Below are 23,918 nucleotides of genomic sequence, written 5' to 3'. Positions count from 1 at the left end.
TATGAACTGTTGTAAATAAAAGGCCCTATTACGGTGAAGTAATAAGGCCTTTGTTTGTTAAACAGCTTTTTGTTTTTCTTCTACATCCTGCCCATCCCAACACTCTGTATTCTTTAAGCCAGGGATAGAACTTGCAAGGAAGACAGGATCTTTACCTTGTTTCTTTTGCTTAATGTAGTCTACTAATGCTGCATAGGCAAATTTGCTAAGGAATGAGATGGCAATTAAGTTTGTGAATACCATTAGTCCCATGAATAAATCAGCTAAACTCCAAACAGTTTGAAGGGCAGCGATTGATCCGAAGAACACCATTCCGACAACTGCAACGCGATAAATCATTAACCATGTTTTGCTTTCTTTAATGAATGCGATATTTGTTTCACCATAATAGTAGTTTCCTAGTAAAGAGCTGAAAGCGAAGAGGAAAATAATAATCGCTAAGAAAGTGCTTGCCCACGGTCCAATTTGTGAACTTAATGCTTGCTGTGTTAATTCAATACCTTCTAAATTTGATCCTTTGTAAAGTCCAGAACATAATACGATAAACGCTGTTGATGTACATACTAAGAATGTATCTACGAAAACACCTAATGCTTGAACAAGTCCTTGTTTTACAGGATGAGATACATCAGATGTTGCTGCTGCATTAGGAGAGCTCCCCATACCTGCTTCTGTCGCGAATAAACCGCGTTGGATTCCGAACTTGATAGCTGCTCCAATACCACCAGCGATGGCTTGGTCTAAACCGAATGCACCGTTAAAGATTTCCATGAAAATGCTTGGTAACATATTGAAGTTGTTAATCACGACAAAAATAGCCACACCAATATAAACAATTGCCATTGGGGGAACAATCATTTCTGTAATGCGTGAAATGCTCTTAATACCGCCAAAAATAATAACTGCAACTAGTAAAGCTAGTAGAGCTCCTACGATCGTTCGCTCTAATCCGAAAGCATTTTCAAACGCTATTGTTACTGTATTTGCTTGTACTGAATTGAAAATTAATCCGTACGCAACTGTAATAAGAAGTGAAAACCAGACACCCATCCAGCGTTTGTTTAACCCTTTTTCCATGTAATATGCTGGGCCACCACGGAACCTGCGTCCATCTTTTACTTTATAAATTTGCGCGAGCGTACATTCTACAAAACTAGTAGCTGCTCCGAGAATCGCGATAAACCACATCCAAAATATTGCACCAGGTCCTCCCATTGAAATTGCTAATGCTACACCAGCTAAGTTCCCGATACCAATGCGAGCGGCTGCACTTAAGCAAAATGCTTGGAATGGAGAGATGCTATCTTTCTTTTTTTCTTTTCGATTAAATCCTTTACTAATTAAACTGACCATCTCACTGAAATGAGTAATTTGGACAAATTTTAATTTGAAAGAGAAATAAAGACCGAAGCCGATTAGCATTGCAATAAGAATATATGACCATAAAATATTATTCGTTACCTCAAGGAATCTGCTAAAGATATCAACCATATAATACACTTCCTTTTTTCTGTAATAAGAAAATTATATGCAAAAAATATACTAGAATCAATTTTTCTAAAAAATGATGTTACTTAAGTGTATTTTATGTTATGATTATGTTACATCGTAATATTTTTAGAATTATTTACATTTTAAAAAACTAAATGTAAAGCGAGAAAGTGGGGATAATTTGAAAGAAGAAACTTTATTGAAAGTAAGCCTTGAGAGTTTAAAAATGAGAAGCAATGTATTTTTTATCATTACATCTTCAAGTATTTTTCTAGGGGCCACTTATTATTACAATAAAAGATTTCCAAATCATAAGTATCCGGAGTGGTTAGAATTTCTAAAATTGGTTGGATGAACAAAAGACTGAAAAACAGAAAATTCAAATAAAATTGTTGAGGAGGAGCTAAATATGAATATTAGAGAAAGTGAACTTCCAGGTATTGGGTATAAATTTCAAATCGTTACGAAAGGTAACGAAAAAATGGTGATTGTGATTCATGATGACGGACGTAGAGAAATGTATCATTTTGATTCAGATCATGAAGAAAGTATTTCTAGTATTTCATTACGTGACTCAGAAGCAAGACAAGTTGCAGCAATATTAGGTGGAATGGTATATAAGCCTAGGGCATTAGAAAATGTTGAGATGGTCTTTGAAGGTTTAGCGATTGAGTGGTTTAAAGTGGAGAATGCAGCTCCAGCAATCGGAAAAACAATTGGTGATCTTGAAATAAGAAAAACGTATAGCGTAACGATAATTGCAGTTATGAAAAAGAATATGAAAAAGCTATTTAATCCAGGACCAGAAACAGTAATTGAAGAAGGCGATATGCTAGTAGTTTCAGGTGAGAGAGAAGAAATTAAAAAAATTATTAATGAGTTACTTTCGAATAGGGGGACTGACTAGATGGATACTTTAATTTTTGAAGTTGGTACAGCTTTAGTTCTAGTGGCAATTGCGGCAGTAATCGCTGGAAAGTTTAAGTTCTCAGTAATTCCTTTTCTAATTGTTCTTGGCATGTTAGTAGGGCCGCACGCGCCGACAATAGGTGTAATCGATCTCAAATTTATTGAAAGTGCAAGTGTAATATCCTTCCTTGGAAGAATTGGCGTTCTGTTCCTTCTCTTCTATCTAGGGCTAGAATTTTCGATGAAGAAACTAATTAAATCCGGACGTTCTATTGCGATTGGTGGAACAATCTATATTCTAATTAACTTTTCACTTGGATTATTATACGGGTTTATCATGGGATTCCCATTACTAGAAATCTTAATTATTGCGGGTATTATTACGATTTCTTCTAGTGCCATCGTTGCGAAAGTATTAGTGGATTTAAGAAGAACTGGTAATAATGAAACCGAACTAATTTTAGGAATTATTATGTTTGAAGATATATTCCTTGCTGTATATTTATCAGTCGTTTCTGGTTTAGTACTTGGGGATCATGCTTCCTTCTTAGGTGCTCTTACTTCAATTGGAATTGCTTTAGGATATATGCTTCTATTCTTTATTGTGGCTAGAAAAGCAACGCCGTTATTAAATAAATTGCTCAATATTAGTTCAGATGAAATCTTTATTATTGTAGTATTTGCTTCGTTATTCTTCATCGCTGGTTTTTCAGAAACAATTCACGTTGCAGAAGCAATCGGAGCACTTCTTTTAGGATTAGTTTTCTCTGAGACAGAGCATAGTGATCGAATTGAACATCTTGTTGTTCCATTTAGAGACTTTTTCGGAGCAATTTTCTTCTTCAGCTTCGGGTTAAGTATCGATCCGTTCTCGTTAGGCGGAGCAATATGGTTAACGCTAGGTGCGGTACTTCTTACGATAATCGGTAACTTTGTAGCAGGGATGATTGCAGGAAGACAAGCTGGATTATCTCATAAAGCTTCTACAAATATTGGATTAACAATCGTTTCAAGGGGAGAATTCTCCATCATTATGGCTAATATCGGTATCGCTGGTGGTTTAATGTCAGTGTTAAAACCATTCTCAGCACTATACGTGCTTATACTATCCATCTTAGGTCCACTTCTGACAAAAGAGTCAAAGAATGTATATAAATTTTTAAATAAAATCTTTAAGTGGGATACGAAGACTAACTAAATTTTAAAAAATAAAAGTACAAGATACTTACTGCTTGTACTTTTATTTTTGGTAAAGAAAACAGTAAAGAGAGGTAAATGATGTTAGGAGAGTTGATTCATTCAGTTTTAGTTTTTCTAGAAGGACTTGGTTATTGGGGAATTATGCTTGGATTGATGTTAGAAGTTATTCCGAGTGAAATCGTATTGTCTTATGCAGGCTATTTAGTATCAACAGGAAGCATTACATTTTGGGGAGCTGTTGCGTTCGGGACAATTGGCGGTGTAATCGCACAACTATTTATTTATTGGATTGGTCGATACGGAGGAAGACCTGTTCTTGAGCGATATGGAAAATATATTTTAATTCAGAAGAAGCATATTGATTATGCAGAAGATTGGTTTAATCGTTACGGAACTGGCGTTATCTTTACGGCACGTTTTATTCCTGTTGTGCGTCATGCTATTTCCATACCAGCGGGTATTGCGAAAATGTCACATGCTAAGTTTATTACGCTAACTACATTAGCTGTTATTCCGTGGTCAATTGTGTTTGTATATTTAGGTTTTAAATTAGGAACAGAGTGGGAAAGTATTAATAAAGTAGCTGGGCCATATGTGAAATATTTTGCACTTGCTGCTATTGTTTGCGCAATTGGTTATTTTGTACTAAAAAAAATTATGAAAAAAAGTAATTATGGAAAAGAACCTATACTAATATAGGTTCTTTTTATTGTCATTTTTCAAAGGGGGAAAGAGTATGTTTAATATTTACCATATTGTGGCATACATATAGAAAAAGAGAGCTTGGAAAGGGGAATAAAAAGAAATGGAACTCCAGTTTCAAAATGTATATCAACAGGTGGAGAATTGGTATGTGTTGGATTCGGAGCTTCCTTGGGATGTCAAAAGGATTAGAGAGGATTTATTTTCTCTTATTGAAGTATGTAAAACGCCAGTTATTTTTTGTGATACGTGTGATGCAAATCATGTACTTCTATCATTAGGGGAAGAGGAAGAGGAGTTTTTATTCCCCGTAGGTGGTTTTTATCATAAAGAAAAACAATTAATTTTCGTTTGTATGTGGGATGAGTATGAGCAAGTGCTTAAAACACTACTGCATGAATTTCGCCATGCGATGCAGCATAAGAGAGAAGTATTGTATGTTGGAAGTGAATCGTATGAAGAGAGATGGATTGAGAAAGATGCGAGGAAGTTCGCGGAGAGGAAATTAGATGAATATAAAAATAGAAAATTGATGTAAGCATAGTGGAGAAATAGCGCTATGCTTTCTTTGTCACTTACTAAAAATAAGTAATTGACTTCTATAAAGTTTAGTTCTAAACTAATAGTATGAAACGAGCGAGGTGATGAAATGAAAACAGAAGATAGATTAGGACTACTATTATGGTTTCGTTTATCACGTTTTTATAACAAGAGTATTCGTGAGACGAATCAGCATTTGAAAAAATGGAATGTATCTGCCGCTCAGTTTGATGTACTAGCTCAAGTTGGAGGACATAATCGTTTAACGCAGCAAGAGCTTGGGAAGAAGCTATTTGTTACGAAAGGAAATGTCACGCAGCTTTTAAATAAAATGGAGCAGCTGGACTGGATTGGGCGTGAACAAGAAGGTACTACGAAATATATTTCGTTAACAGAAACGGGAAGAGCTTTATATGAGGAGATCGTCCCGCCCCAGGAAACGTTCCAAGCGGAGCAGTTTCATAAATTAAATATAGAAGAACAAAATCAATTATTAAAATTACTAAAAAAATTACAGTAAGAAACAATTTTAAAATAAATCTTGAATTCGAGATAATATGAGGTGAAGGATATGTTTAGAAAAGTTGATCATAAAAATATGGGTAGAGCAAATCACGGTTGGTTAAATACACATTTTCATTTTTCCTTTGCTAATTATTACAATCCAAATAATATGAGTTTTGGAGCGTTACGTGTTATTAACGATGATTTAGTAGCTGCACAAACTGGGTTTGATATGCATCCGCACCGCGATATGGAAATCATTTCTTACGTTGTAGATGGTGCCTTAACACATGAAGATAGCATGGGGAATAGAGGAACAATTGAGCGTGGACATGTTCAATATATGAGTGCTGGTACTGGTGTATTTCATAGTGAACATAATTTAGGAAATGAAACATTGCGTTTATTACAAATTTGGATTTTACCAGACCGTGCTGATCATAAACCAAACTATGGTGAGTTTAAATTTGATTGGAGTAAACGTGATAATGAGTGGTTCCATATGGTTTCCCCAGTGGAAGGTGATGCGCCAATTCAAATTCACCAAGATGCGAATTTATATTCTTTATCGTTAGAGGCAGGAAAAGAAATTCATTTTCCTGTGAAAGAAGGCCGTCAATTGTACCTTGTACAAATTGAAGGAAGTAGTGTGATAAATGGTGAGATACTTGTTATGCGCGATGCGGCAGAAGCAGTAGAAGAAGATATTCATATTCAAGCGAAAGAGCAATCACACTATTTAGCAATTGAGCTAAAAAAATAACAAAATGTTTATAAAAAAGAGGACACCTGATAGGGTGTCCTCTTTTTGTGTGGAATTATCTGAAAAATGTTTCTCAAATTTTCGGAAGAGGTATCGGGTTAAAAATTCAGAATTTTATAAAAGTGTCAAAAATCTTTATGGGAATGGGGAATGTTATAGTGAAAAAGCAAGTCATTTCATCAGCATTAGCGTTAACTGTTATCGCCGGGGGATTTGGAACGTTTGGAGCAACGACAACGAAAGCGGAAGAACAAAAAATTCAATATCATCAAGAATTTAAAACACCTGCATACATAGGTGAAGAATGGAAAGCACCGGAAGGACTAGATAAAAAAGAGACGGTCTTTCAATATTTAGAAAGTAAGAAAGATATGTTTAAATTAGCAGGAAACATTGATAAACATTTCAATGTCGTTGGGGAAGAAAAAGATGCTGAATCTGGTACGACACATGTGAAGTTAGTTGAGAAACATAATAACATTCCTGTGTATGGTTCAGACCAAACTGTTACACTAGATAAAGAGAATAATGTAAAAGCATTCTTCGGACAAGTTATTCCGAATTTAGAGGATAAAAATATTCCTACCTTTGCAAGTATTAGTGCAGAACAAGCAGAAACAATTGCAAAGGCAGATATTGAAAAAGAAGTTGGTAAAGTAAAAAATTATGATGGTGTGAAAAAAGATTTATTTGTGTATGAAAAAGATGGAAACTACTATCTTGCATACTTAGTTAAGGCATCGATTTCAAAACCAGCTCCAGGCTATTGGCATTACTTTGTTGATGCAACAAATGGAAATGTGATTGAGAAATATAATGCTGTAGATAACATTACAGGATTTGGTTACGGAGTATTAGGTGCTAGACAATCATTTGAAATTGCTCAAAATGAGAAGACAGGAGCATTCCATTTATTTGATGGTAAGCGTGGACAAGGTGTTCATACGTTTGATGCAGAGAATATGGATGAAAACTGGTTTAACATATTCTCACAATGGTTTGGATATACAGGTGTCGAAGTAGAAAGTAAAAATAAGTTCTTTGATGACAAAGCAGCGGTTGATGCGCATGTAAATGCAGGGAAAGTATACGATTACTACAAAAAGACATTTAACCGTAACTCTTTCGATGATAAAGGCGCGAAGCTGATCTCCTCTGTTCACGTAGGAGAAAGCTGGAATAACGCAGCTTGGAACGGTATCCAAATGATGTATGGTGATGGAGATGGCAAGACATTTATTCCATTATCTGCTGGCCTAGATGTTATCGGTCACGAATTAACACATGCTGTAACTGAGCATACAGCAAACCTTGTTTATAAAAATGAATCAGGTGCGTTAAATGAATCGTTATCTGATATTATGGGTGTCATGGTTGAGAAGAAGAGCTGGGATTTAGGTGCTGATATTTATACACCTGGTAAACCTGGTGATGCGCTTCGTTCTCTGAAAGATCCAGCATCTATTCCAAACCCATTAAAACCAGGTGAAGGTTATCCAGATCATTACAATAAACGCTACACTGGAACAGCTGATAATGGCGGCGTTCATATTAACAGTAGTATTAACAATAAAGCTGCGTACTTAGTATCTGACGGTGGCACGCATTACGGCGTGAAAGTAACTGGAGTGGGCCGTGAAGCGACAGAAAAAATTTACTACCGTGCTCTTACTAAATATTTAACTGCAAACTCTGACTTTAAAATGATGCGTCAAGCAGCACTTCAGTCAGCAGAAGATTTATATGGTAAAAACTCTAAAGAGTTACAAGCTGTAACGAAAGCTTATGATGCAGTAGGCGTTAAATAATAAGAGAAAAAGACCTGACTATGATGTCAGGTCTTTCTTTATCCAGCAAGCACTGGATTGGTGTAGGCTGATTAAAGTTTCACTTAATTTAGTCACGAATACCTAATGCGATTTTCGCCATACGTGACATACGTTCTTTCGACCATGGTGGATTCCAAACGACATTTACTTCTATTTCGTTTACTTCAGGTACGTTCGTTGATAGTACTTTTTTAACGTCTGATACGATTTGACCAGCCATTGGGCAGCCGATAGAAGTCATCGTCATTGTAATGATAGCATTATTATTTTCATCCGCTGTAACGTCATAAACTAATCCAAGATTGATAATATCAACACCTAGTTCAGGATCAATAACAGCTTCTAAGTTTGCATATAATTTTTCTTCAAATGCTTGTTGTGACATGTGTAGCACCCCCTACAGATTAATGATATCGATTCTCATTATAACGGATATATGCATAATGTGCAGGGAATGAGCTCAAAAAAATATTCCTCTTGAAAGAGGAATATTTTTTTGAGCTATTCAGTTTTAAAATGAGATACGAGTTGATCTAATTCTTCAACCGTTTGTTTCATTTGTTTTGCAGTTACTGTCATTTCATTCATAACAATAACTTTCTGCTCAGCAGATTGTGCCGTTGCGGCTGTTTCACTAGATACTTCATTTGAAATAGAAGCGATGTTATTAAGTGAAGCGTTCATTTCTTCAGCGCTTGCAGCCATTTCTTCAGCAGTTGCTGATATGTCTTGCATTTGAGTTGATACTTTATTTACTTGTTCAACAATTGTTGTGAAAGAAGTACCAGCCTCACGAACGACAGTAATGCCTTCAAATGCTTCAGAACGACCTTTAGACATCATAGAACTAGCTGTTTCTGTATCATTTTGAATTTGATTTAGTAATTGGTTAATATCTGTTGCAGCAGTTTTAGATTGTTCCGCAAGTTTACGGACTTCATCAGCTACGACAGCAAATCCTTTTCCTTGCTCACCAGCACGAGCTGCTTCAATAGAAGCGTTTAAAGCAAGTAAGTTTGTTTGCTCAGCGATATTAGAAATAGATTGTACAGCCGTATCAATATATTTCGTATGGGTGATTAGACGTTCGACTACTTCTGATGTAGCATTTACAGCTTCATGTATCGTTGTCATTTGTGAAACAGATTTTTGGATAACAGTACCTCCATCGTTAGCATGTTCAGATGTAGCTACAGCAAGTTCGGCTACAGATGAAGCAGATTCAGCGATGCGTTGAACGCTTATTGCCATATCATCCATCGCAGTTGAGCTTTCTTCCATACTAGAAGTTTGCGATTGAATACTTGAATTTAAGTTGGACATCGAGCTTTGAACTCGTATTGTTGCCTCGCGTGATGTATTAGTCTTTTCTAGCATATTTTCAGAAGCTGTTTGTACTTCTACAGATGTTTTTTGAACACGATTAATGATATGTTGCAGGTTTGCTAACATTTTATTAAACGATGATGCAATTGCACCGATTTCATCATTGCTATTTACTTGTAGACGGGCTGTTAAGTCGCCTTCTTGAGAGGCTAATTCTTTTAGTTTAGTATCAATTTGCTGAATTGGTTTTACAAGCTTACCAGAGAACCACCATGCAAGAATAATTGCAGTTACAATACAAATAACAAGTGATAAGAAGACAACATATTCAATTCGTAGTGAAGATTGATCGATTTTTTCAATAGATTGTTCGCGTAATTTAGCTTGTTCATTACTGTAATTTGTGAAATCACCAATTACTTTATAAACAGTACCATTTTCTGTAGAAGCTACTTGTAAAGCTTCTTCCCATTTTTGTTCTTTTGCAAGAGTGAATACTTTCTCTTCAATGAACTTTCTCCAAGTGGATCCTAATTCCATTGTGCTTTTCACGGACTGAGAAGTGTTAGGGTTAGAAAGAAGTTGCCCTTTTGTATCTTCAAGACGTTTACTCATCTCATTAAACTTGTCTAATTCGACTTGATCATGTTGTAGTAAATAACCTCTTAAAGCAGAAAGTTGTACTTGATAAGCGTCTCCGCGCTCTTTCAATTCGGTTGCAAGAGGAGAAATTTCTTTTTGTAATGTTTCAGCTTTATGAGACTGATCCATGGTAAAGAATAAAATAAAAGCTAAGGCAATGCCGAATAAAGCACAAATCGTTCCCATCATGAACATTAGTTTTTTTCTGATACTTATAAAATTCATATGATAAAAAGCCTCCTTTGTAAAATCTTAGTATTAGAATTAATTAATGTAAAAAATTGAAAGAAAGCTTTATTCCAGTAGGAATAAAGCTTTCCTCTTTCCTTTAGGAATTATAGCAGACAGAATGGGAGATAGAAAGAGATATTTTAGCGTGAAAAAAGAGAGACTCTAAATCGCTCTTTCTAACAATTTAGAGTTCGTAGAAGTATAAATGGAATTTTCATTTTAACCATTTGTTTTGAAATGAGAAACGAGCACTTCAAGTTCTTGTACAATTGTTTTCATTTCTGATGATTTTTTAGCAACGATACTCATTTTGTTTACTTGGTCACCAGCTGAAGTTGCTGTTTGTGATGTTTCGGCAGCAACTTCATTTGAAATAGAAGCGATATTATTTAAAGCTGCATTCATTTCTTCAGAACTTGCGGCCATTTCTTCAGTAGTTGCAGACATTTCTTGTATTTGTGTAGATACATTGTTAATGTGATTAACAATTTCTGAGAATGAAGATCCAGCGGTACGAATGACTGTAATTCCTTCAGAAGCTTCTGACTGACCTTGTGTCATCATGTCATTTGCTATTTTTGTGTCCGCTTGAATGTGATGAAGTAAATGGTTAATATCAGTTGCTGCTAGCTGAGATTGTTCAGCAAGTTTTCGTACTTCATCGGCAACAACAGCGAATCCTTTTCCATGTTCACCAGCACGGGCCGCTTCAATAGAAGCATTTAAAGCGAGTAAATTCGTCTGCTCGGCAATATTAGAAATAGATTGAAGTGCAGTATCAATATGATTCGTATGTGTAATGAGTCGCTCTACCACTTGTGATGTAGCGTTAACAGCTTCGTTAATTGTATGCATTTGTGTAATAGACTTCTCAATGACTTTATTTCCATCATCTGCTTTTTCAGAAGTTGTAACAGCTAGGCTAGCGACAGAAGATGCAGTTTCTGCAATACGCTGAACACCCGTTGCGATATCATCCATTGCGGTTGAACTTTCTTCGATGCTAGAAACTTGGGAACGAATATTGTGCACAAGAGCATTCATAGTCTCTTTCGATTTTGTGGTATTTTCCATAGAAGCAGTTGTTTCGATAAATACATTTTCAGAAGCTTCTTTTACACTTGTTGATGTTTGTTGAACTTGCTTTATTATACGCTGTAAGTTAGCAAGCATTTGATTAAAGGAATTTGCAATGTCACCAATTTCATCTTTACTCGTTACGTGTAATCTAGCGGTTAAATCGCCATCTTGCGAAGCTAATTCTTTTAACTTCGCATCAATTTGTCGAATCGGTTTAACGAGTTTACCAGAGAACCACCATGCCAATAGAATAGATGTTAATGTACATGTAATGAGTGAGAAGAAAATAATATATTGAATAAGGGATGAAGAAGACTCTACGTCAGCAATTAATACATCCCGTTTGTCATTTTCTTCATTTGTATATTTAGTAAAACGACTTAAAAGGTCATTTACATAATCTGTTTGAGCAAGAGCAATTTTGGATGCTTCATCCCATTTTCCTTCACGCGCAAGAGGGAGGACTTCATTATCTACGACGCTGCGCCATTTTGCTCCCATTAAAATGGCCTCTTTCATTCCTTCTGGGAGTTTTTTATCACTTGTTACTTTCTCCCTAGTATCAGCTAGTTTTTTTCCTTCCCGGTTGAATTTATTCAATCCTTTTTGGTCATGTGATAGTAAATATTCTTGTAAACCAGCGACCTGTGCTTGGAACCAATCGCCACGTTCTTTTAAAATCGTTGCTCTTTTCGATACATCATTCTTTAACGTTTCGATTTCACTTGCTTGATGCATCGCAAATGAAAGAATAACAATAAGAGCAATGCTAAATAAGGAAGAAATGCTTAAGAGTGTGAACAGTAGTTTTTTTCGAATGCTAACATATTTCATCGTTACCCCTACCTTTTAAAACTGTTTATTATAATTTATAAATATTTAGAACGAAATTAATAAAAACATGATTAAGAAGTTATTAATCTGTTCCATGAAAATTATAGCAGATAATGGAATATGGCAGATTAATGTGAGTAAATGTTCTTAAAATGTATACATTTGTATATCAAAAAATTCATAAATAAAAATTAGAAATGGTATTGTAATTTGAAATAACATCATGTATACTTCTAATTAGTTGATAACGATTATCAGTATCAACTGAAACATTACTCTTCGTTATGTTGGTCATACCCCTTTTTGACGACGTAAGTCAGAGACAAAATGTTGAAATATCTTGTGTCCTATTCTACAGAATTATGGTAATCTCCAACCTCAACTTATATGCGTAAGCATGCAAAAAAGGATCCTATCCGTGAAGGGATCCTTTTTTGCATGTTGTCGCAATTAATGTATATAGACCTGGTATACGTTCTTCAATTCCTTCAGGTGAAGTAGAAGGGAAAACCCACCTTTGATGAGATCCGTGTTCTTCAACTAGCTTTTCAATTTTAAAACGTTCTTCCGCAAGTGTTGTAATTATTTCTCCTAGCGTCCAGCGACGGATGGTTGTTTTAGGCAATGATTCTTTCTGCGCTTCTGTAAGAAGGATGCAATAAGCCACATCATCTTCAATTAATTCTTCATCGAAATAATTTCCATTAGCGTGAAATGATGGGTGGTCTACTCCTAGTAATTTCGTGTAAACAGGATGATAGTCACGAAGGATAAGTGTTCCATCTCCTTTAAGCATGGTAGCAATTTTTTGAAAGAGCGGTTTTAAATCTAGAAAGTAATGGAGTACACCAAGTTCCAGCAATACGATATCAAATGATTTGGAGAGCTGCACATTTAGTACATCAGAAACGACATACTGGATAGAGACACCTGCTGCTTCTGCAAGTTCATTTGCATATTTTGCATTACTTGCTGAAATATCAACCACTGTTACGTCAGCTCCTAAAAGAGCGAGAGCAACGGCTTTATTTCCTTTTGACCCGAGTAAATTAATGATACGTTTTCCTTTTGGAGATTGTATGTAAGGTAAATAGTGATCTATCTCGCGCATAGGATCTTCTATGAGTTTTTTTGCATAATCCGCTGGTGCTCCGTGGCGATTCGTCCAAGCTTCATAAGCAGCTGTATTCCAGCTTTTTTCATTACGTGCGCTTAGTTGTTTTTGATTCAATATTATCACTCCTTTTGTGAACGTATAGTTATTCGGCAGGTGGATGGGATTTCCTTTTCTTTTTGAATAAAAGTTTGATTTTTCTGTGATTAAGTCGTAAAATACTTGTTATACGTAAAAGCATTGAAAAGGAAAAGTAGGATGAACACATTCTTTCCAGAGAGCTTCGGTAGCTGAGAAGAAGCAAGAATATTCATTTGAACAATGGCCTTTGAGCTTCGTCCTGAACTTATCAAATGATAATAGTAGGCGGCGACGAGAGTTGGTACTCGTTATCAAAACCACAGTATAAGAGCATATAGCTCCGTACTTGTTAAGGCTAATTATGTGAGTAATTGGCGAAATAAGGTGGTACCGCGACTGTTTATACAGCCCCGCCCTTATCTTTTTTAAGATAAGGGTGGGGCTTTTTTATATTTAAAAGGAGGAATGTAAGATGAGTATTTTTATTGGAGGCGCTTGGCCGTATGCAAATGGCTCGTTACACCTTGGGCATATTGCGAGTTTGTTACCTGGAGATATTTTAGCACGTTATTACCGGGCAAAAGGTGAGAATGTGTTGTATGTTTCGGGAAGTGACTGTAATGGAACACCGATTGCAATTAGGGCAAAACAAGAAGGTGTGACGGCGAAGGAAATTGCTGATAAGTATCATGAAGAGTTTGAGCGATGTTTTTGTAGCCTTGGTTTTACTTATGATTGCTATACACGTACAGATAGTGAGCATCATCATGAAACTGTTCAAAATGTCTTTTTACGTTTATTAGAAGAAGGCTATATTTATAAAAAAACGGTGGAACAAGCGTATTGCGAAACGTGTACACAGTTTTTACCTGATCGTTATGTAGAAGGCATTTGTCCACATTGCCATGAAGCGGCAAGAGGAGATCAATGTGATGCTTGTTCAGCTATTTTAGATCCACTCGATTTGTTAGAAAAGAAATGTAAGTTATGTGGTAGTACGCCATCCGTACAGGAAACAGAGCATTTCTATTTCGCATTGCATACATTTCAGGAGCAAATTAAAGGAGTCGTAGAAATTGCAAAACAAAAAGGAACATGGCGTGACAATGCAATTCAGCTAACAGAAAGATATGTAAAAGAAGGGTTACAAGATAGGGCAGTATCGCGTGATTTACCAGTCGGGGTTCCAATTCCAGTGGCAGGATACGAAGATAAGAAAATTTACGTATGGATTGAAGCAGTGACAGGGTATTATTCTGCAAGTAAACATTGGGCTGAAAAAGCAGGGAAAGATGACCAAGAGTTTTGGGATAAAGAAACGAAAACGTATTATGTACACGGAAAGGATAATATTCCATTTCACTCTATCATCTGGCCAGCGGTATTACTTGGAATAGGAGAAGAAGCAATTCCTCGTCATATCGTTTCGAATGAATATTTAACAGTTGAAAAAAGAAAATTATCTACAAGTAAAAACTGGGCAGTATGGGTACCTGATATATTAGAAAGCTATGATCCAGATTCGATCCGTTACTTTTTAACAGTAAATGCACCAGAAAATCGTGATACTGATTTTTCGTGGCGTGAGTTTATTTACAGTCATAATAGTGAATTGTTAGGTGCATATGGGAACTTTGTGAATCGGACATTAAAGTTTATTGAAAAGTATTATGATGGCGTTGTACCGAAGGGAACTATTCATGTAGAGCTGAAAGATAAAGTAGAAGGATTATATAAATATGTAGGAGCGGCTATTGAACAAACTAAATTTAAGGTGGCGTTAGAGACAATATTTGATGCAGTGCGTTTTGCAAATAAATACTTTGACGAAAAGCAGCCTTGGAAACAAAGAGAAGATGATCCAGTTTCATGTGAAGAAACGATTTATAATTGTGTTTATCTTATCGCTAATTTTGCAAATCTCCTTGAACCATTTTTACCATTTTCAAGTGAAAGAGTTCGAAACACATTGTCGATTGTTAAACGAAATTGGGAACCTCAAAATATGTTGCCGAATAAAATTGATAGCGTACAGCCATTATTTGAGCGAATTGATGTAAAACAAATTGAGCATGAGATAGAGAAACTGTATGGAGCGGTAAAGTGAACGAGAGAGAAAAGACCTTTCAAGTAAATGAAAGGTCTTTTCTTATGCACTATGCACACGATTATGTTTGTTTTCTTTTCTATACGTAAGGAGCTGAGGAGTGAAAATACCAAACAATATAAATATAATTCCAATCCACTGCATAAGCGTTACAACTTCATGTACAAGTGTTATAGAAGCGATAATGGCCGTTGGTAATTCAGCTGCACCTAATATTGTACCAAGTCCTATTCCGACTTTCGGTACGCCAATTGAAAAACAAATGACAGGTACGACAACGCCGAATAATCCGAGGAAGAAAGCATATTTCCATAGACCGGCTTGCAGGGCACCATCTGTTAAAAAGGTTGGCGGGAAGAATAGGCAGACGATAAGGGTAGCACTTGTTGTCATGAGAAAGCTTTTCGTATAAGGTGGAACATCTGTAGCAACGCGTCCACTTGCAAAAACATAGAATGAAAAAGAGACAGCAGCTAATAGTCCAAAGATAATACCTTTCGTAGAAAAATCTTCTCCTAGCCCTTCAAAGACACCGCCAGCAAACAACGTACCAGTGAATAAAATGATGATAGATATAACTTTTTCACGGCTTGGAAACGTTCGATTTGCAATAGCCTCGATGACTACTCCGATCCATGTGAACTGGAAGAGTAGAACGACAGCGATAGATGCTGGCAGTTCTTCTACAGAAATAGCATAGAAAATACCAGTCATACTCATTGTTGTGCCGACTGTTAGTAAGGACAAGAATTGCTTTTTTGTTACTTTATGGCGTGAAAAGAAAAGAACGAGCAGAAGTAGTCCAATCCATCCGAAGACATATTGTCCCCCTAATAGTTGATGTGCTGAAAATCCGTTAATAAATCCGAGTTTGAAAATAGTTGAAAGCACGCCATAGCTACAAGCACCGAGTAAAACGAGTAGTGAATACTTAAACTTCTCCATAAAAATCCTCCTTTTAAAATAAAAAACGCCCGCTATCCAAATAAGGACAACGGGCGAACGAAACAGAGTAACATACTCTACAAAATTCCGCCATTCATACGAAGTATGAATTTGGGGTATGAAATTAGAATAGGTTTTACATTGCCTTTGGGAATACAATGGAGCATTTTACACCTTGAGGTGTGTTTTGTATCCCATAAGGAAACTGATGTTTATCTAATATTTGTTTTACAATATATAACCCAAGACCACTACCTTGTACTAAGCCATGTTTGTCAGGATTTGCGCGATAGAATGGCTCAAATAAATGGGCAAGTTTATCTTCATCAATTTGAGAACCTGTATTTAATACTTCTAATGCGTAACCGTTTGGCTTTTCATAAAGCTTTATATATACATGCTGATGGTCAATTGTATAATGAATTGCGTTGGAAATAATGTTAAAAATAGCAGTTTGCATAAATTTAGGATCAGCTAAAATTTGTACATCTTGTTTAATGTTAGACTGAACATTTAATTGTTTTACAGATACAAAATAATCTACTTTCTTTATAACGTCCTCAATAATATTAGTCAATGAGATAACTTTTAAATTGGGTTTAAATTGAGGGTTTTGTATTTTGGATAATTCTGATACCTTTTCCGTTAATATGTTAATATCTTGCATCATCTCATATGAACGTTTTAAATATTTATCTCTATCTTTATAAGCGCCAATTCCGTGAATCATGCCATCGAGTTGTCCCATAACGGCTGCGATTGGTGTTTTTAATTCATGGGATATCATAGACATAAATTCTTTACGAGATTGTTCTAATTGTTGTTCCTTCTTGATTTCATTTCTTAAATCTTGATTGCTTTCATGTAAATTTTTCACAATAGTAGGTACTTGTGAGGCAGCTACTTGCAAATTAAAATCTGTTTGATCTGTATTTTTGTTAAGTAGCTTTTTATCTGAGAAATCAAGATTCATAATATCTTTTAAAGCATCGCTCATATATTGGAAAGGTTTGGCGATTATTTTTGCGTAGATTAAAGATCCTAGCAGAGATAATGCAAGCATTGTCGCCCCAATATGTGGAGCTAATTGCTGCAACACATCTGTTAACGATGGATTATCATGTGTATCATTTGTTTTACTTGCTGCATTTTGTGTATGTAAGGCATCATTGTTAGTAACTTGCTTTTCCGCTTCTGTAAGTGAAGACGTTGTGTTACTTTTCCCCGGAATATTTTGTGCATGTTCTTTTGCTTTTGCAGTTTGGCTAGGCTGCAAAAGATGATTGATGGCTGTAGAGAGTGTATTCATGTCTATTTGAGAAGATTGAAAATTAGAGATGCTACTCTCTGACACAGCTTTATTTTGCTTTGTTTTACTTTGGTCGTTTTGTTTGTCTGATTCCGCTTGTTCCGCAGTTTGCGTTTCAGACGCTCTCAAACGATCTTTATCGTAATTTGAGGCTAGAAAATAAATAATTTGATAAAGACAAAGTGATAACAAAATACAAAATAATAAGGTTTTGATGAATATATTTTTGGTGATGTTGTCTTTGCTACGATTCGATTTTGTAGCCAATGCCTTTCACCGTTTTAATATAAGGAATTTCTAATTTTTTTCGTAAGTTTTTAATATGTGTATCTATTACTCTCACATCACCATAATGTTCATAGCCCCATACCTTATTCAACAAATCACTTCTTGATAGTACTTTTCCCCGATTTTGCAGTAAAGTATATATAATTTCAAATTCTTTTGTAGTCAATTCAATTTGATTACCATGAACATAAGCGGCATATGCTGTAGAATTTAACATCAATTCATGGAATTGTAGTATAGTTGCAGCTTCTGCTTCCTTCGTTGCTGCTCTTCTTAATACAGCTTCTACACGTTTTATAAATACGGTGTAATGGAACGGTTTTGTAATATAGTCATCAATACCTAACTCAAATCCTTTAATTTCACTTTCTTCATTATGTAAGCCTGTTAACATAATGATTGGTACATCAGATTGTCCTCGCATAATTTTACAAATACTATAGCCATCTATATCTGGTAACATTACATCGAGGAGGACAAGATCGTATGAATTTTTTTGGAAAAGAAGAATGCCTTCTGTTCCAGCACCAACTACATCAACAGTAAAGTTTTGTGCCATTAGAAATTCACGAATAAGTTCTTGTATATCTGGGTTGTCTTCAATCACCAGTATATGCGTCATAGTAACACCTCCTAAATAACGCTTTTTACTGCAATATTCGAATTCATCATTTTTCGGATGACTCAGATTGTTTATACATATAATAAGCCCCCGCTATAAAATAGTAATGAAAGTAGCAAGGGGGATTGTTTAGTGTCACTGAATATTTCAGAATTACAGTAGTTCTATTATAGTATGTATTGTAAAATTTATAAAATATTATAACTGTATAATTTTAATATCCATGTTTATCAATGTTACGATGATGTTGAACGCAATCTATTTTTATTATATATGTAAATACAGTTGTTTTGCTACTGTAAATGAATAAATAAAATAAGCCAAGACATAAAATTCTTGGCTACACGTAAATCTTGTTCTTAGGTTAATTTACAGTGACAGTAGCTTGCTGCTGAATGCGCTCAAATAACCAGTGAATATCATTGTTAAACATACGAATACAACCAAGTGTTGTTGCTTTCCCGATTGCTTGATTATTGTTAGTTCCATGAATCGCATACGTTGTTCCGTAAGTTCCTGCCATATTTAATCCGAGCCAGCGGTCCCCAAGTGGATTACGTGGATCGCCGCCTTTAATTTTTCCTGTATAGTAAGGACGGTTTTTAATTTTATTTACGATTTGAAAAGTACCCTTAGGTGTTGGTGTTGCTGCTTTTCCAGTAGCGACAGTGAAACTTTTTATGAATTTTCCATTTTGATAATAATCCATTTTATTTAGTTGTGTGTTTACGATAAGCTGATCTTTCGTTGTAGCTGCTTCTGCAGTAGTGAATGGAAGAGTTAAAAATCCTAATGATAATAGCGCACTTAATAATAATTTTTTCATTATATTCTCCTTTTACTTCTTGTAGTAGTCTTACATACAATGAATTTGTAATCCTCGTAATGCTTGATTGACATTTTCATCTAATGTTTCAAAGAAGGTAGTAATTTTTGGGTTGCATTTGTTGTTTTTATCAATAAGTAATCTTTCGTTTAATAAAAGCTCACCATGTAGTCCAAAGCTTTGAACTTGAATATTTAGTTCATCTTCAGTTTCAGAAATAATCGGTAAGAAATAGTGAAAAGCTTTCGTTGGAATGATGTAGCTTTTGCCAATCATGCTTTCTTGATTTGAATTCACCCATTTTCTAGTGACAATCTTAATGTTCTTTTTTGAAACGATAAAAGACAGCGTAGTAGATTTTGTTAAACTTACGTCAAATTCATTTGTTTCACATATTTGTAAATTAAAAACGGTTTCATTTTGATGAGATTCAACATTCGTATTAATAAAATCGTGCATTTTATAAGCTTCCATTTCTTATTCACCCTTTTTTCAATTTCGAAAAGCGACTTATATTTATTCAATTTAATGTTTAGTCATATATTAGCTAAATTTTTCAACAAATTCCGATATAATCTTACAATACGTATATGAAGCTAATATGAAGTTCGTATGAGTTTGTGGTGGTTTTTTATAGAGAACAAAATAAGATAGTTTTCAAGTGTTAAAAATTGGATAAAAAATGTATATTAATGGATTTCATTCGCGTGATATATAGTTGTTAGCTTGTTTTTAAATGCTAATAGATATAAGTAAATAGAGAACAAAAAATTTTAGTGTGAGCCTTACAAAAATGTAATAAAAATGTAAGCTATTGTGATAGTTATTTCGACATTTTTTTTATACAATAATAGTAAGAAGTTGTACGTGACTGAAAGGAGAGATGACATGGAATGGGTTCATGAATTATTTCAGCAATACGGGTATTATGTTGTACTTGTCGGGTTGCTGTTAGAATATATTGCGCTTCCGTTTCCGGGAGAGCCAACATTAGCATATGCGGGATTTTTAGCACAGAAGGGTGATTTAAGTTTACCAATTTTAATTATCTTATCCTTTATTGGGACAAGTGTAGGAATGACGATTCAATACTTTTTAGGAAATAAATTAGGTATGCCTTTCGTTCAAAAATATGGGAAATACGTATTTTTAACACAAAGAAAAATCGACTTAACAAGAATGTGGTTCGATAAGTATGGGTACTTCCTAATCTTTATCGGTTTCTTTATTCCTGGTGTACGCCATTTTACAGGATACTTTGCAGGAATTATTAATCTACCATTTCGTCGTTTTGCGATTACAATTTATTCAGGTGCTCTGTTTTGGGTATCATTCTTCTTAATCGGTGGTTACTGGTTAGGTGGAAACTTACATGATATTTTTGGAGTGCTAGAAGGTCATATTGGTAAAATCATTTTTGGAGTTATCGTAATCGTAGCAATTACGCTAGGCATTCGTTTCCGTAAACAGTTAAAACGAGTATTGTTACAAAACGCAAGTTAATATGGAATCCATTCTATGTCAAAATTTAGGAAGGCAGTGCAAAAGCACTGCCTTTTTTATTTTATCCCGCTATTTGTCGGGCTGCCCGTAAAAGTCCGATTGGTCAGGGCTGATTAAAGTTTCATTTTATGTTCCAATCTATTTTTAACTTTCCTTTTAGCTGATTTCCGCTAACTATAATGTAATAAGTTCCTGTCTTAATTGCCGCGAACTGGTATGTATTAGGTCCAGCTGGAGCTAAATAATTTTCTTCCTCTTGAAATTCACTAGCCATTTTTATGTCCCCCATGTAGCCATTCGAATTTTCAGCTCGTGATTCAATGGTGAATTCTAATATGTCCCCTCGTTTTAGTTCAATTGGGACTTTATGTTCACCACTAAAATGTTGAAAAGATGCTTCGAAAGAGTTATCTGTTTTTGTTTCGACCCATTGTTCTTTTGATGTTCCAAACCTTTCTAAATCTACTAAGTTAATTGTGATAAATATAATAAACATAATGCTTGGTACGAAATATTGTAGCCACTTAAATTTTGTTGCTATAACTGTACATAAATAGAAAGAAAGAGAACATACTGCACCAATTGATCCGAGGAACAAGAACTGTATTAGACTAGCTTCTTTAAATGTTAGGAAGGGAAGAAAAAATAAATAGCCGCAAAAAATATAAAGTAATAATGTCTTCAGTCTTGTATGTGTTTTTAATTTCAATTTATCGATGCAAATAGAACAAAAAAATGCATATGCAGCAAGAATAGGAACGAAGGGAACATATAGCAGTTCTCGTAATCCAGCTAAGAAACTATATAATGTTTGTTGACTAGTTGTTAAGAGAAGCGTGCTAATAAGTAATAATAATAAGAAAGTCGCTGTAAGCTTAGTAAGAATATAGGAAAAAGTAGATATTTTATTCATATGTCACTTCCTTTGTTTAATATTTCACATTCATTATATAGGTTATTTTCATCATAATACATCCTTATTTTTGTCAATTATTATAGTCGTAATGACAATTATAATTGACAAAAATAAGGATATTATTTACAATTTTAATTAAATAAATGAAAAAGAGGGAAGATATGAAGCTTCAAAATCGAGTGAGGGAATTGCGAGCAAAGCATCGTTTATCACAAGGGGATTTAGGGAAAGCGATTGGCTCATCACGGCAAACGATTAGTTTAATTGAGCGTGGGGATTATGCACCATCTATTGTATTGTCGTTAAAAATCGCAAAAATTTTCAATGTACCGGTGGAGGAAATATTCACGTTAGTGGAGGGGGAAGAGGACGATGAAGAGTAAACGAAAAAAACAATTTGATTTTGTGGGAAAAATAGCATTAAGTATGATGGGTGGTTTTTTAACATCTTATATAGCTTTAGATTTACTCTCGGATGAACCGAGAAAATTATCATCTAATCTATTTATAGGTGTATGTACTATTTTTGGAATTTTAATGATGTACTACACTTGGAAGAATACACGTATGTTAGCGGAAGCACGCGATGAAGAAGAGAGCGTACAAGGCAGAAAATTAGGTATTATAAGTATATATTTACGTGTAGGTGATATAGTTACGCAGGCATGGTTTGTATATGCAGTTATTACATGTAGACGTGCACTGGTGCAGGATACAAATGTTTCATTTGCGGTGTGGAATTTAGTAGCTTCTATTGTCTGTTTAACTACTGTAGTGATTATCGGGCTCATAACAAAAAATCGTTATAATAAGCTATATCCTGAACAAGGTGTAACATATATGGAATCTATGAAAATGTGGACGAAAAACGCAGATGAAGGATTAAAACACATTGTGCATGAGGCTGGATATAAAGCGTATGAATTTACGAATACAATATTAGCATATGTATGGTGGGCTGCCGTTATATATACAGCGGCTAGTAATATCGATTTTGTATTAATTGGCTTAATCTCATTTATTTGGATATTGCATCTCGGAAAATTCATGTACGAAATGCAGAGGAAAATGATTTATTAAGGAGAGAAAAGAGTGGATATTTTAAGAAGGCCAGCTAGTTCAATGACGGCGGCGCTAGTTTTGTCCATTTTATACGGAGTAATCCGAACTGGAAAATTACAAGTAATGTTGAATATATGGGCAGTATTTGGAATTGTATTATTAGTGTTAGCCATTCATGAGCTAGGGCACGTACTATTTGGCTTGATAGGTGGTTTGAATTTTAAATTTATGACAGTAGGACCTATCACTGTTCAAAAGGAAAAAGGGAAATTACGCATTCGAGAAAATAAATTATGGGCGTACTTTGGTGGCGTGGTGATGTTAGCGCCGTCTTCTATAGAGACACCGAACCTTTCAAAGAAATGGGCGTGGATGACTTTAGGTGGGCCAATTATGAGTTTACTATTCGGTATTACTTCAGGTTACATATATATGGTGAGTTATTATCAATATCTTTTATATTTTTCCGTTTTACACTTTGTGATTTTTGCAGTTACAATCGTGCCGATAAAAGGAACGCTTCTGAGTGATGGTATGCAATTTCTCATTTTAATTAAAGATGATGAAAAAGCTAAGCAGCATTTATATACGATTCAAATATCGAGTGAGTTATTTAGTTATAAAAGACCGAAAGATTGGGATGAGAGATTAGTAGAACTTAGTGAGGAAAAATTAAAAGAGGATAAAAGTATAAAAGAGATAATGAGCGGACTTATGCTCGTCTTTTATGCCCGAGCTGATCAAAGGGGAATGGAAAGAGCAATACCGTATATAGAACAAATTGTTCAACTATCTGTAACGAAGGAAAATAAATTTTTCGTTAGTAGTTTTCATAGTTGGTATCTTTTATATAAAGCTCTTTATCAGATAAATAGCCTTTCTCTGCAAGAAGCAAAGGAACATGCAAAGGCCATTACCAAAATGGATTTAAACGGATATTACCGTACACAAGGAATTATTAAATATTTAGAGGACGATATGGAAGCTTCCCGCACTTATATGAAGAAAGCTGATAAAGAATTGGAGAGCGCTGAGAAGAGTGGAATGGGATATTTACAAGTAGAGAGAGAATGGTTTGAGCAGCTACAGGCGAG

23 protein-coding genes and 1 other annotated feature are annotated in these 23,918 nt (G+C 35.0%); of the genes, 12 read left to right on the top strand and 11 right to left on the bottom strand.

The genetic code is table 11. From position 1 onward, the window contains the following. Window positions 1-57: 57 nt before the first annotated feature. Window positions 58-1,491: an alanine/glycine:cation symporter family protein gene (locus JDS92_RS22395; RefSeq protein ID WP_097980013.1), complete on the bottom strand. Its 1,434-nt coding sequence runs from the start codon at window positions 1,489-1,491 to the stop codon at window positions 58-60. Between the two features lie 409 nt (window positions 1,492-1,900). On the opposite strand from JDS92_RS22395, the gene JDS92_RS22390 reads away from it, so the two are divergent. The 7 genes from JDS92_RS22390 to nprB all read left to right on the top strand — a co-directional run bounded on the left by JDS92_RS22390 (window position 1,901) and on the right by nprB (window position 7,917). Then, window positions 1,901-2,398 carry a cation:proton antiporter regulatory subunit gene (locus tag JDS92_RS22390; protein WP_001026079.1) on the top strand — a complete coding sequence of 166 codons (498 nt, stop codon included), beginning with the start codon at window positions 1,901-1,903 and terminating at the stop codon, window positions 2,396-2,398. Next, a complete protein-coding gene (locus JDS92_RS22385) occupies window positions 2,399-3,598 on the top strand; it encodes a cation:proton antiporter (RefSeq protein WP_000380223.1) in 1,200 nt (399 codons plus the stop codon). 80 nt (window positions 3,599-3,678) lie between these two features. Next, a complete protein-coding gene (gene uptA / locus JDS92_RS22380) occupies window positions 3,679-4,299 on the top strand; it encodes an undecaprenyl phosphate transporter UptA (protein ID WP_142336093.1) in 621 nt (206 codons plus the stop codon). Between the two features lie 106 nt (window positions 4,300-4,405). Continuing rightward, window positions 4,406-4,840: a DUF3920 family protein gene (locus JDS92_RS22375; protein WP_000422812.1), complete on the top strand. Its 435-nt coding sequence runs from the start codon at window positions 4,406-4,408 to the stop codon at window positions 4,838-4,840. 111 nt (window positions 4,841-4,951) lie between these two features. Beyond that, window positions 4,952-5,362, top strand: a complete 411-nt coding sequence (locus JDS92_RS22370) for a MarR family winged helix-turn-helix transcriptional regulator (protein ID WP_000845485.1) — start codon at window positions 4,952-4,954, stop codon at window positions 5,360-5,362. A gap of 51 nt (window positions 5,363-5,413) precedes the next feature. Beyond that, window positions 5,414-6,109, top strand: coding sequence for a pirin family protein (locus tag JDS92_RS22365; protein WP_097957462.1), 696 nt, complete (start codon window positions 5,414-5,416; stop codon window positions 6,107-6,109). 158 nt (window positions 6,110-6,267) lie between these two features. After that, the gene (nprB, locus tag JDS92_RS22360; RefSeq protein WP_000745149.1) at window positions 6,268-7,917 is read left to right on the top strand and encodes a neutral protease NprB; all 1,650 of its coding nucleotides are present in this window, start codon (window positions 6,268-6,270) and stop codon (window positions 7,915-7,917) included. 88 nt (window positions 7,918-8,005) lie between these two features. On the opposite strand, the gene JDS92_RS22355 is transcribed toward nprB, so the two are convergent. The 4 genes from JDS92_RS22355 to JDS92_RS22340 form a co-directional block, all read right to left on the bottom strand. Then, window positions 8,006-8,323, bottom strand: a complete 318-nt coding sequence (locus tag JDS92_RS22355; RefSeq protein ID WP_000082520.1) for a metal-sulfur cluster assembly factor — start codon at window positions 8,321-8,323, stop codon at window positions 8,006-8,008. Between the two features lie 116 nt (window positions 8,324-8,439). Next, a complete protein-coding gene (locus JDS92_RS22350) occupies window positions 8,440-10,131 on the bottom strand; it encodes a methyl-accepting chemotaxis protein (RefSeq protein ID WP_098911473.1) in 1,692 nt (563 codons plus the stop codon). A gap of 225 nt (window positions 10,132-10,356) precedes the next feature. After that, complete coding sequence (locus JDS92_RS22345) at window positions 10,357-12,051, bottom strand: methyl-accepting chemotaxis protein (RefSeq protein WP_199632519.1); 1,695 nt, start codon at window positions 12,049-12,051, stop codon at window positions 10,357-10,359. Window positions 12,052-12,463: 412 nt separating this feature from the next. Next, window positions 12,464-13,282 (bottom strand): class I SAM-dependent methyltransferase, encoded by an 819-nt coding sequence (locus JDS92_RS22340; RefSeq protein WP_097957466.1) that lies wholly within the window; start codon window positions 13,280-13,282, stop codon window positions 12,464-12,466. A gap of 114 nt (window positions 13,283-13,396) precedes the next feature. Further along, window positions 13,397-13,667, top strand: a binding site (T-box leader). A gap of 51 nt (window positions 13,668-13,718) precedes the next feature. Between JDS92_RS22340 and metG the strand changes: the two genes are divergently transcribed. After that, the gene (metG, locus tag JDS92_RS22335; protein WP_199632518.1) at window positions 13,719-15,353 is read left to right on the top strand and encodes a methionine--tRNA ligase; all 1,635 of its coding nucleotides are present in this window, start codon (window positions 13,719-13,721) and stop codon (window positions 15,351-15,353) included. A 42-nt stretch (window positions 15,354-15,395) separates the two neighbouring features. Here the strand turns inward: metG and JDS92_RS22330 are convergent, their stop codons facing one another. From JDS92_RS22330 to JDS92_RS22310, 5 genes are all read right to left on the bottom strand, one after another. Beyond that, window positions 15,396-16,298, bottom strand: a complete 903-nt coding sequence (locus JDS92_RS22330) for an EamA family transporter (protein WP_097957470.1) — start codon at window positions 16,296-16,298, stop codon at window positions 15,396-15,398. Window positions 16,299-16,434: 136 nt separating this feature from the next. Beyond that, window positions 16,435-17,874, bottom strand: a complete 1,440-nt coding sequence (locus JDS92_RS22325) for a sensor histidine kinase (protein WP_098911476.1) — start codon at window positions 17,872-17,874, stop codon at window positions 16,435-16,437. Beyond that, complete coding sequence (locus tag JDS92_RS22320) at window positions 17,852-18,517, bottom strand: response regulator transcription factor (protein ID WP_000148832.1); 666 nt, start codon at window positions 18,515-18,517, stop codon at window positions 17,852-17,854. The genes JDS92_RS22325 and JDS92_RS22320 overlap by 23 nt, the downstream gene beginning before the upstream one ends. Before the next feature lie 364 nt (window positions 18,518-18,881). After that, window positions 18,882-19,343 carry a L,D-transpeptidase gene (locus JDS92_RS22315; RefSeq protein WP_000735064.1) on the bottom strand — a complete coding sequence of 154 codons (462 nt, stop codon included), beginning with the start codon at window positions 19,341-19,343 and terminating at the stop codon, window positions 18,882-18,884. Between the two features lie 30 nt (window positions 19,344-19,373). Continuing rightward, window positions 19,374-19,817 carry a DUF3978 family protein gene (locus JDS92_RS22310; RefSeq protein WP_000388766.1) on the bottom strand — a complete coding sequence of 148 codons (444 nt, stop codon included), beginning with the start codon at window positions 19,815-19,817 and terminating at the stop codon, window positions 19,374-19,376. Window positions 19,818-20,231: 414 nt separating this feature from the next. Here JDS92_RS22310 and JDS92_RS22305 point away from each other — a divergent pair, with 414 nt between their 5' ends. Next, window positions 20,232-20,846: a DedA family protein gene (locus JDS92_RS22305; protein ID WP_000455364.1), complete on the top strand. Its 615-nt coding sequence runs from the start codon at window positions 20,232-20,234 to the stop codon at window positions 20,844-20,846. 121 nt (window positions 20,847-20,967) lie between these two features. On the opposite strand, the gene JDS92_RS22300 is transcribed toward JDS92_RS22305, so the two are convergent. Further along, window positions 20,968-21,759, bottom strand: a complete 792-nt coding sequence (locus JDS92_RS22300; RefSeq protein WP_098053936.1) for a hypothetical protein — start codon at window positions 21,757-21,759, stop codon at window positions 20,968-20,970. A gap of 164 nt (window positions 21,760-21,923) precedes the next feature. Here JDS92_RS22300 and JDS92_RS22295 point away from each other — a divergent pair, with 164 nt between their 5' ends. From JDS92_RS22295 to JDS92_RS22285, 3 genes are all read left to right on the top strand, one after another. Then, window positions 21,924-22,145, top strand: a complete 222-nt coding sequence (locus tag JDS92_RS22295) for a helix-turn-helix transcriptional regulator (protein ID WP_000776158.1) — start codon at window positions 21,924-21,926, stop codon at window positions 22,143-22,145. Next, window positions 22,135-22,842 carry a DUF3169 family protein gene (locus JDS92_RS22290; protein ID WP_000837707.1) on the top strand — a complete coding sequence of 236 codons (708 nt, stop codon included), beginning with the start codon at window positions 22,135-22,137 and terminating at the stop codon, window positions 22,840-22,842. Before JDS92_RS22295 ends, JDS92_RS22290 begins: the two co-directional genes overlap by 11 nt. 42 nt (window positions 22,843-22,884) lie before the next feature. Beyond that, on the top strand, window positions 22,885-23,918 hold a 1,034-nt coding region (locus JDS92_RS22285; protein WP_199632521.1), incomplete at its 3' end, for a site-2 protease family protein.

It is taken from the genome of Bacillus cereus group sp. N12 (assembly GCF_016483575.1).
GTDB classification, from domain to species: Bacteria; Bacillota; Bacilli; order Bacillales; family Bacillaceae_G; genus Bacillus_A; species Bacillus_A toyonensis.
The sequence above is the reverse complement of the archived record's forward strand: the minus strand, read 5'-3'. Positions and strand labels throughout refer to the sequence as shown.

Excerpts from the sequence above, each read along its gene's own strand:
- JDS92_RS22330 (WP_097957470.1), bottom strand. The coding sequence starts at position 16,298 with ATGGAGAAGTTTAAGTATTCACTACTCGTTTTACTCGGTGCTTGTAGC.
- JDS92_RS22300 (WP_098053936.1), bottom strand. The coding sequence starts at position 21,759 with ATGAATAAAATATCTACTTTTTCCTATATTCTTACTAAGCTTACAGCG.
- JDS92_RS22320 (WP_000148832.1), bottom strand. The coding sequence starts at position 18,517 with ATGACGCATATACTGGTGATTGAAGACAACCCAGATATACAAGAACTT.
- JDS92_RS22375 (WP_000422812.1), top strand. The coding sequence starts at position 4,406 with ATGGAACTCCAGTTTCAAAATGTATATCAACAGGTGGAGAATTGGTAT.
- metG (WP_199632518.1), top strand. The coding sequence starts at position 13,719 with ATGAGTATTTTTATTGGAGGCGCTTGGCCGTATGCAAATGGCTCGTTA.
- uptA (WP_142336093.1), top strand. The coding sequence starts at position 3,679 with ATGTTAGGAGAGTTGATTCATTCAGTTTTAGTTTTTCTAGAAGGACTT.
- JDS92_RS22355 (WP_000082520.1), bottom strand. The coding sequence starts at position 8,323 with ATGTCACAACAAGCATTTGAAGAAAAATTATATGCAAACTTAGAAGCT.
- JDS92_RS22370 (WP_000845485.1), top strand. The coding sequence starts at position 4,952 with ATGAAAACAGAAGATAGATTAGGACTACTATTATGGTTTCGTTTATCA.
- JDS92_RS22395 (WP_097980013.1), bottom strand. The coding sequence starts at position 1,491 with ATGGTTGATATCTTTAGCAGATTCCTTGAGGTAACGAATAATATTTTA.
- JDS92_RS22290 (WP_000837707.1), top strand. The coding sequence starts at position 22,135 with ATGAAGAGTAAACGAAAAAAACAATTTGATTTTGTGGGAAAAATAGCA.
- JDS92_RS22310 (WP_000388766.1), bottom strand. The coding sequence starts at position 19,817 with ATGGAAGCTTATAAAATGCACGATTTTATTAATACGAATGTTGAATCT.
- JDS92_RS22295 (WP_000776158.1), top strand. The coding sequence starts at position 21,924 with ATGAAGCTTCAAAATCGAGTGAGGGAATTGCGAGCAAAGCATCGTTTA.
- JDS92_RS22350 (WP_098911473.1), bottom strand. The coding sequence starts at position 10,131 with ATGAATTTTATAAGTATCAGAAAAAAACTAATGTTCATGATGGGAACG.
- JDS92_RS22390 (WP_001026079.1), top strand. The coding sequence starts at position 1,901 with ATGAATATTAGAGAAAGTGAACTTCCAGGTATTGGGTATAAATTTCAA.
- JDS92_RS22385 (WP_000380223.1), top strand. The coding sequence starts at position 2,399 with ATGGATACTTTAATTTTTGAAGTTGGTACAGCTTTAGTTCTAGTGGCA.
- JDS92_RS22365 (WP_097957462.1), top strand. The coding sequence starts at position 5,414 with ATGTTTAGAAAAGTTGATCATAAAAATATGGGTAGAGCAAATCACGGT.
- JDS92_RS22345 (WP_199632519.1), bottom strand. The coding sequence starts at position 12,051 with ATGAAATATGTTAGCATTCGAAAAAAACTACTGTTCACACTCTTAAGC.
- JDS92_RS22315 (WP_000735064.1), bottom strand. The coding sequence starts at position 19,343 with ATGAAAAAATTATTATTAAGTGCGCTATTATCATTAGGATTTTTAACT.
- JDS92_RS22305 (WP_000455364.1), top strand. The coding sequence starts at position 20,232 with ATGGAATGGGTTCATGAATTATTTCAGCAATACGGGTATTATGTTGTA.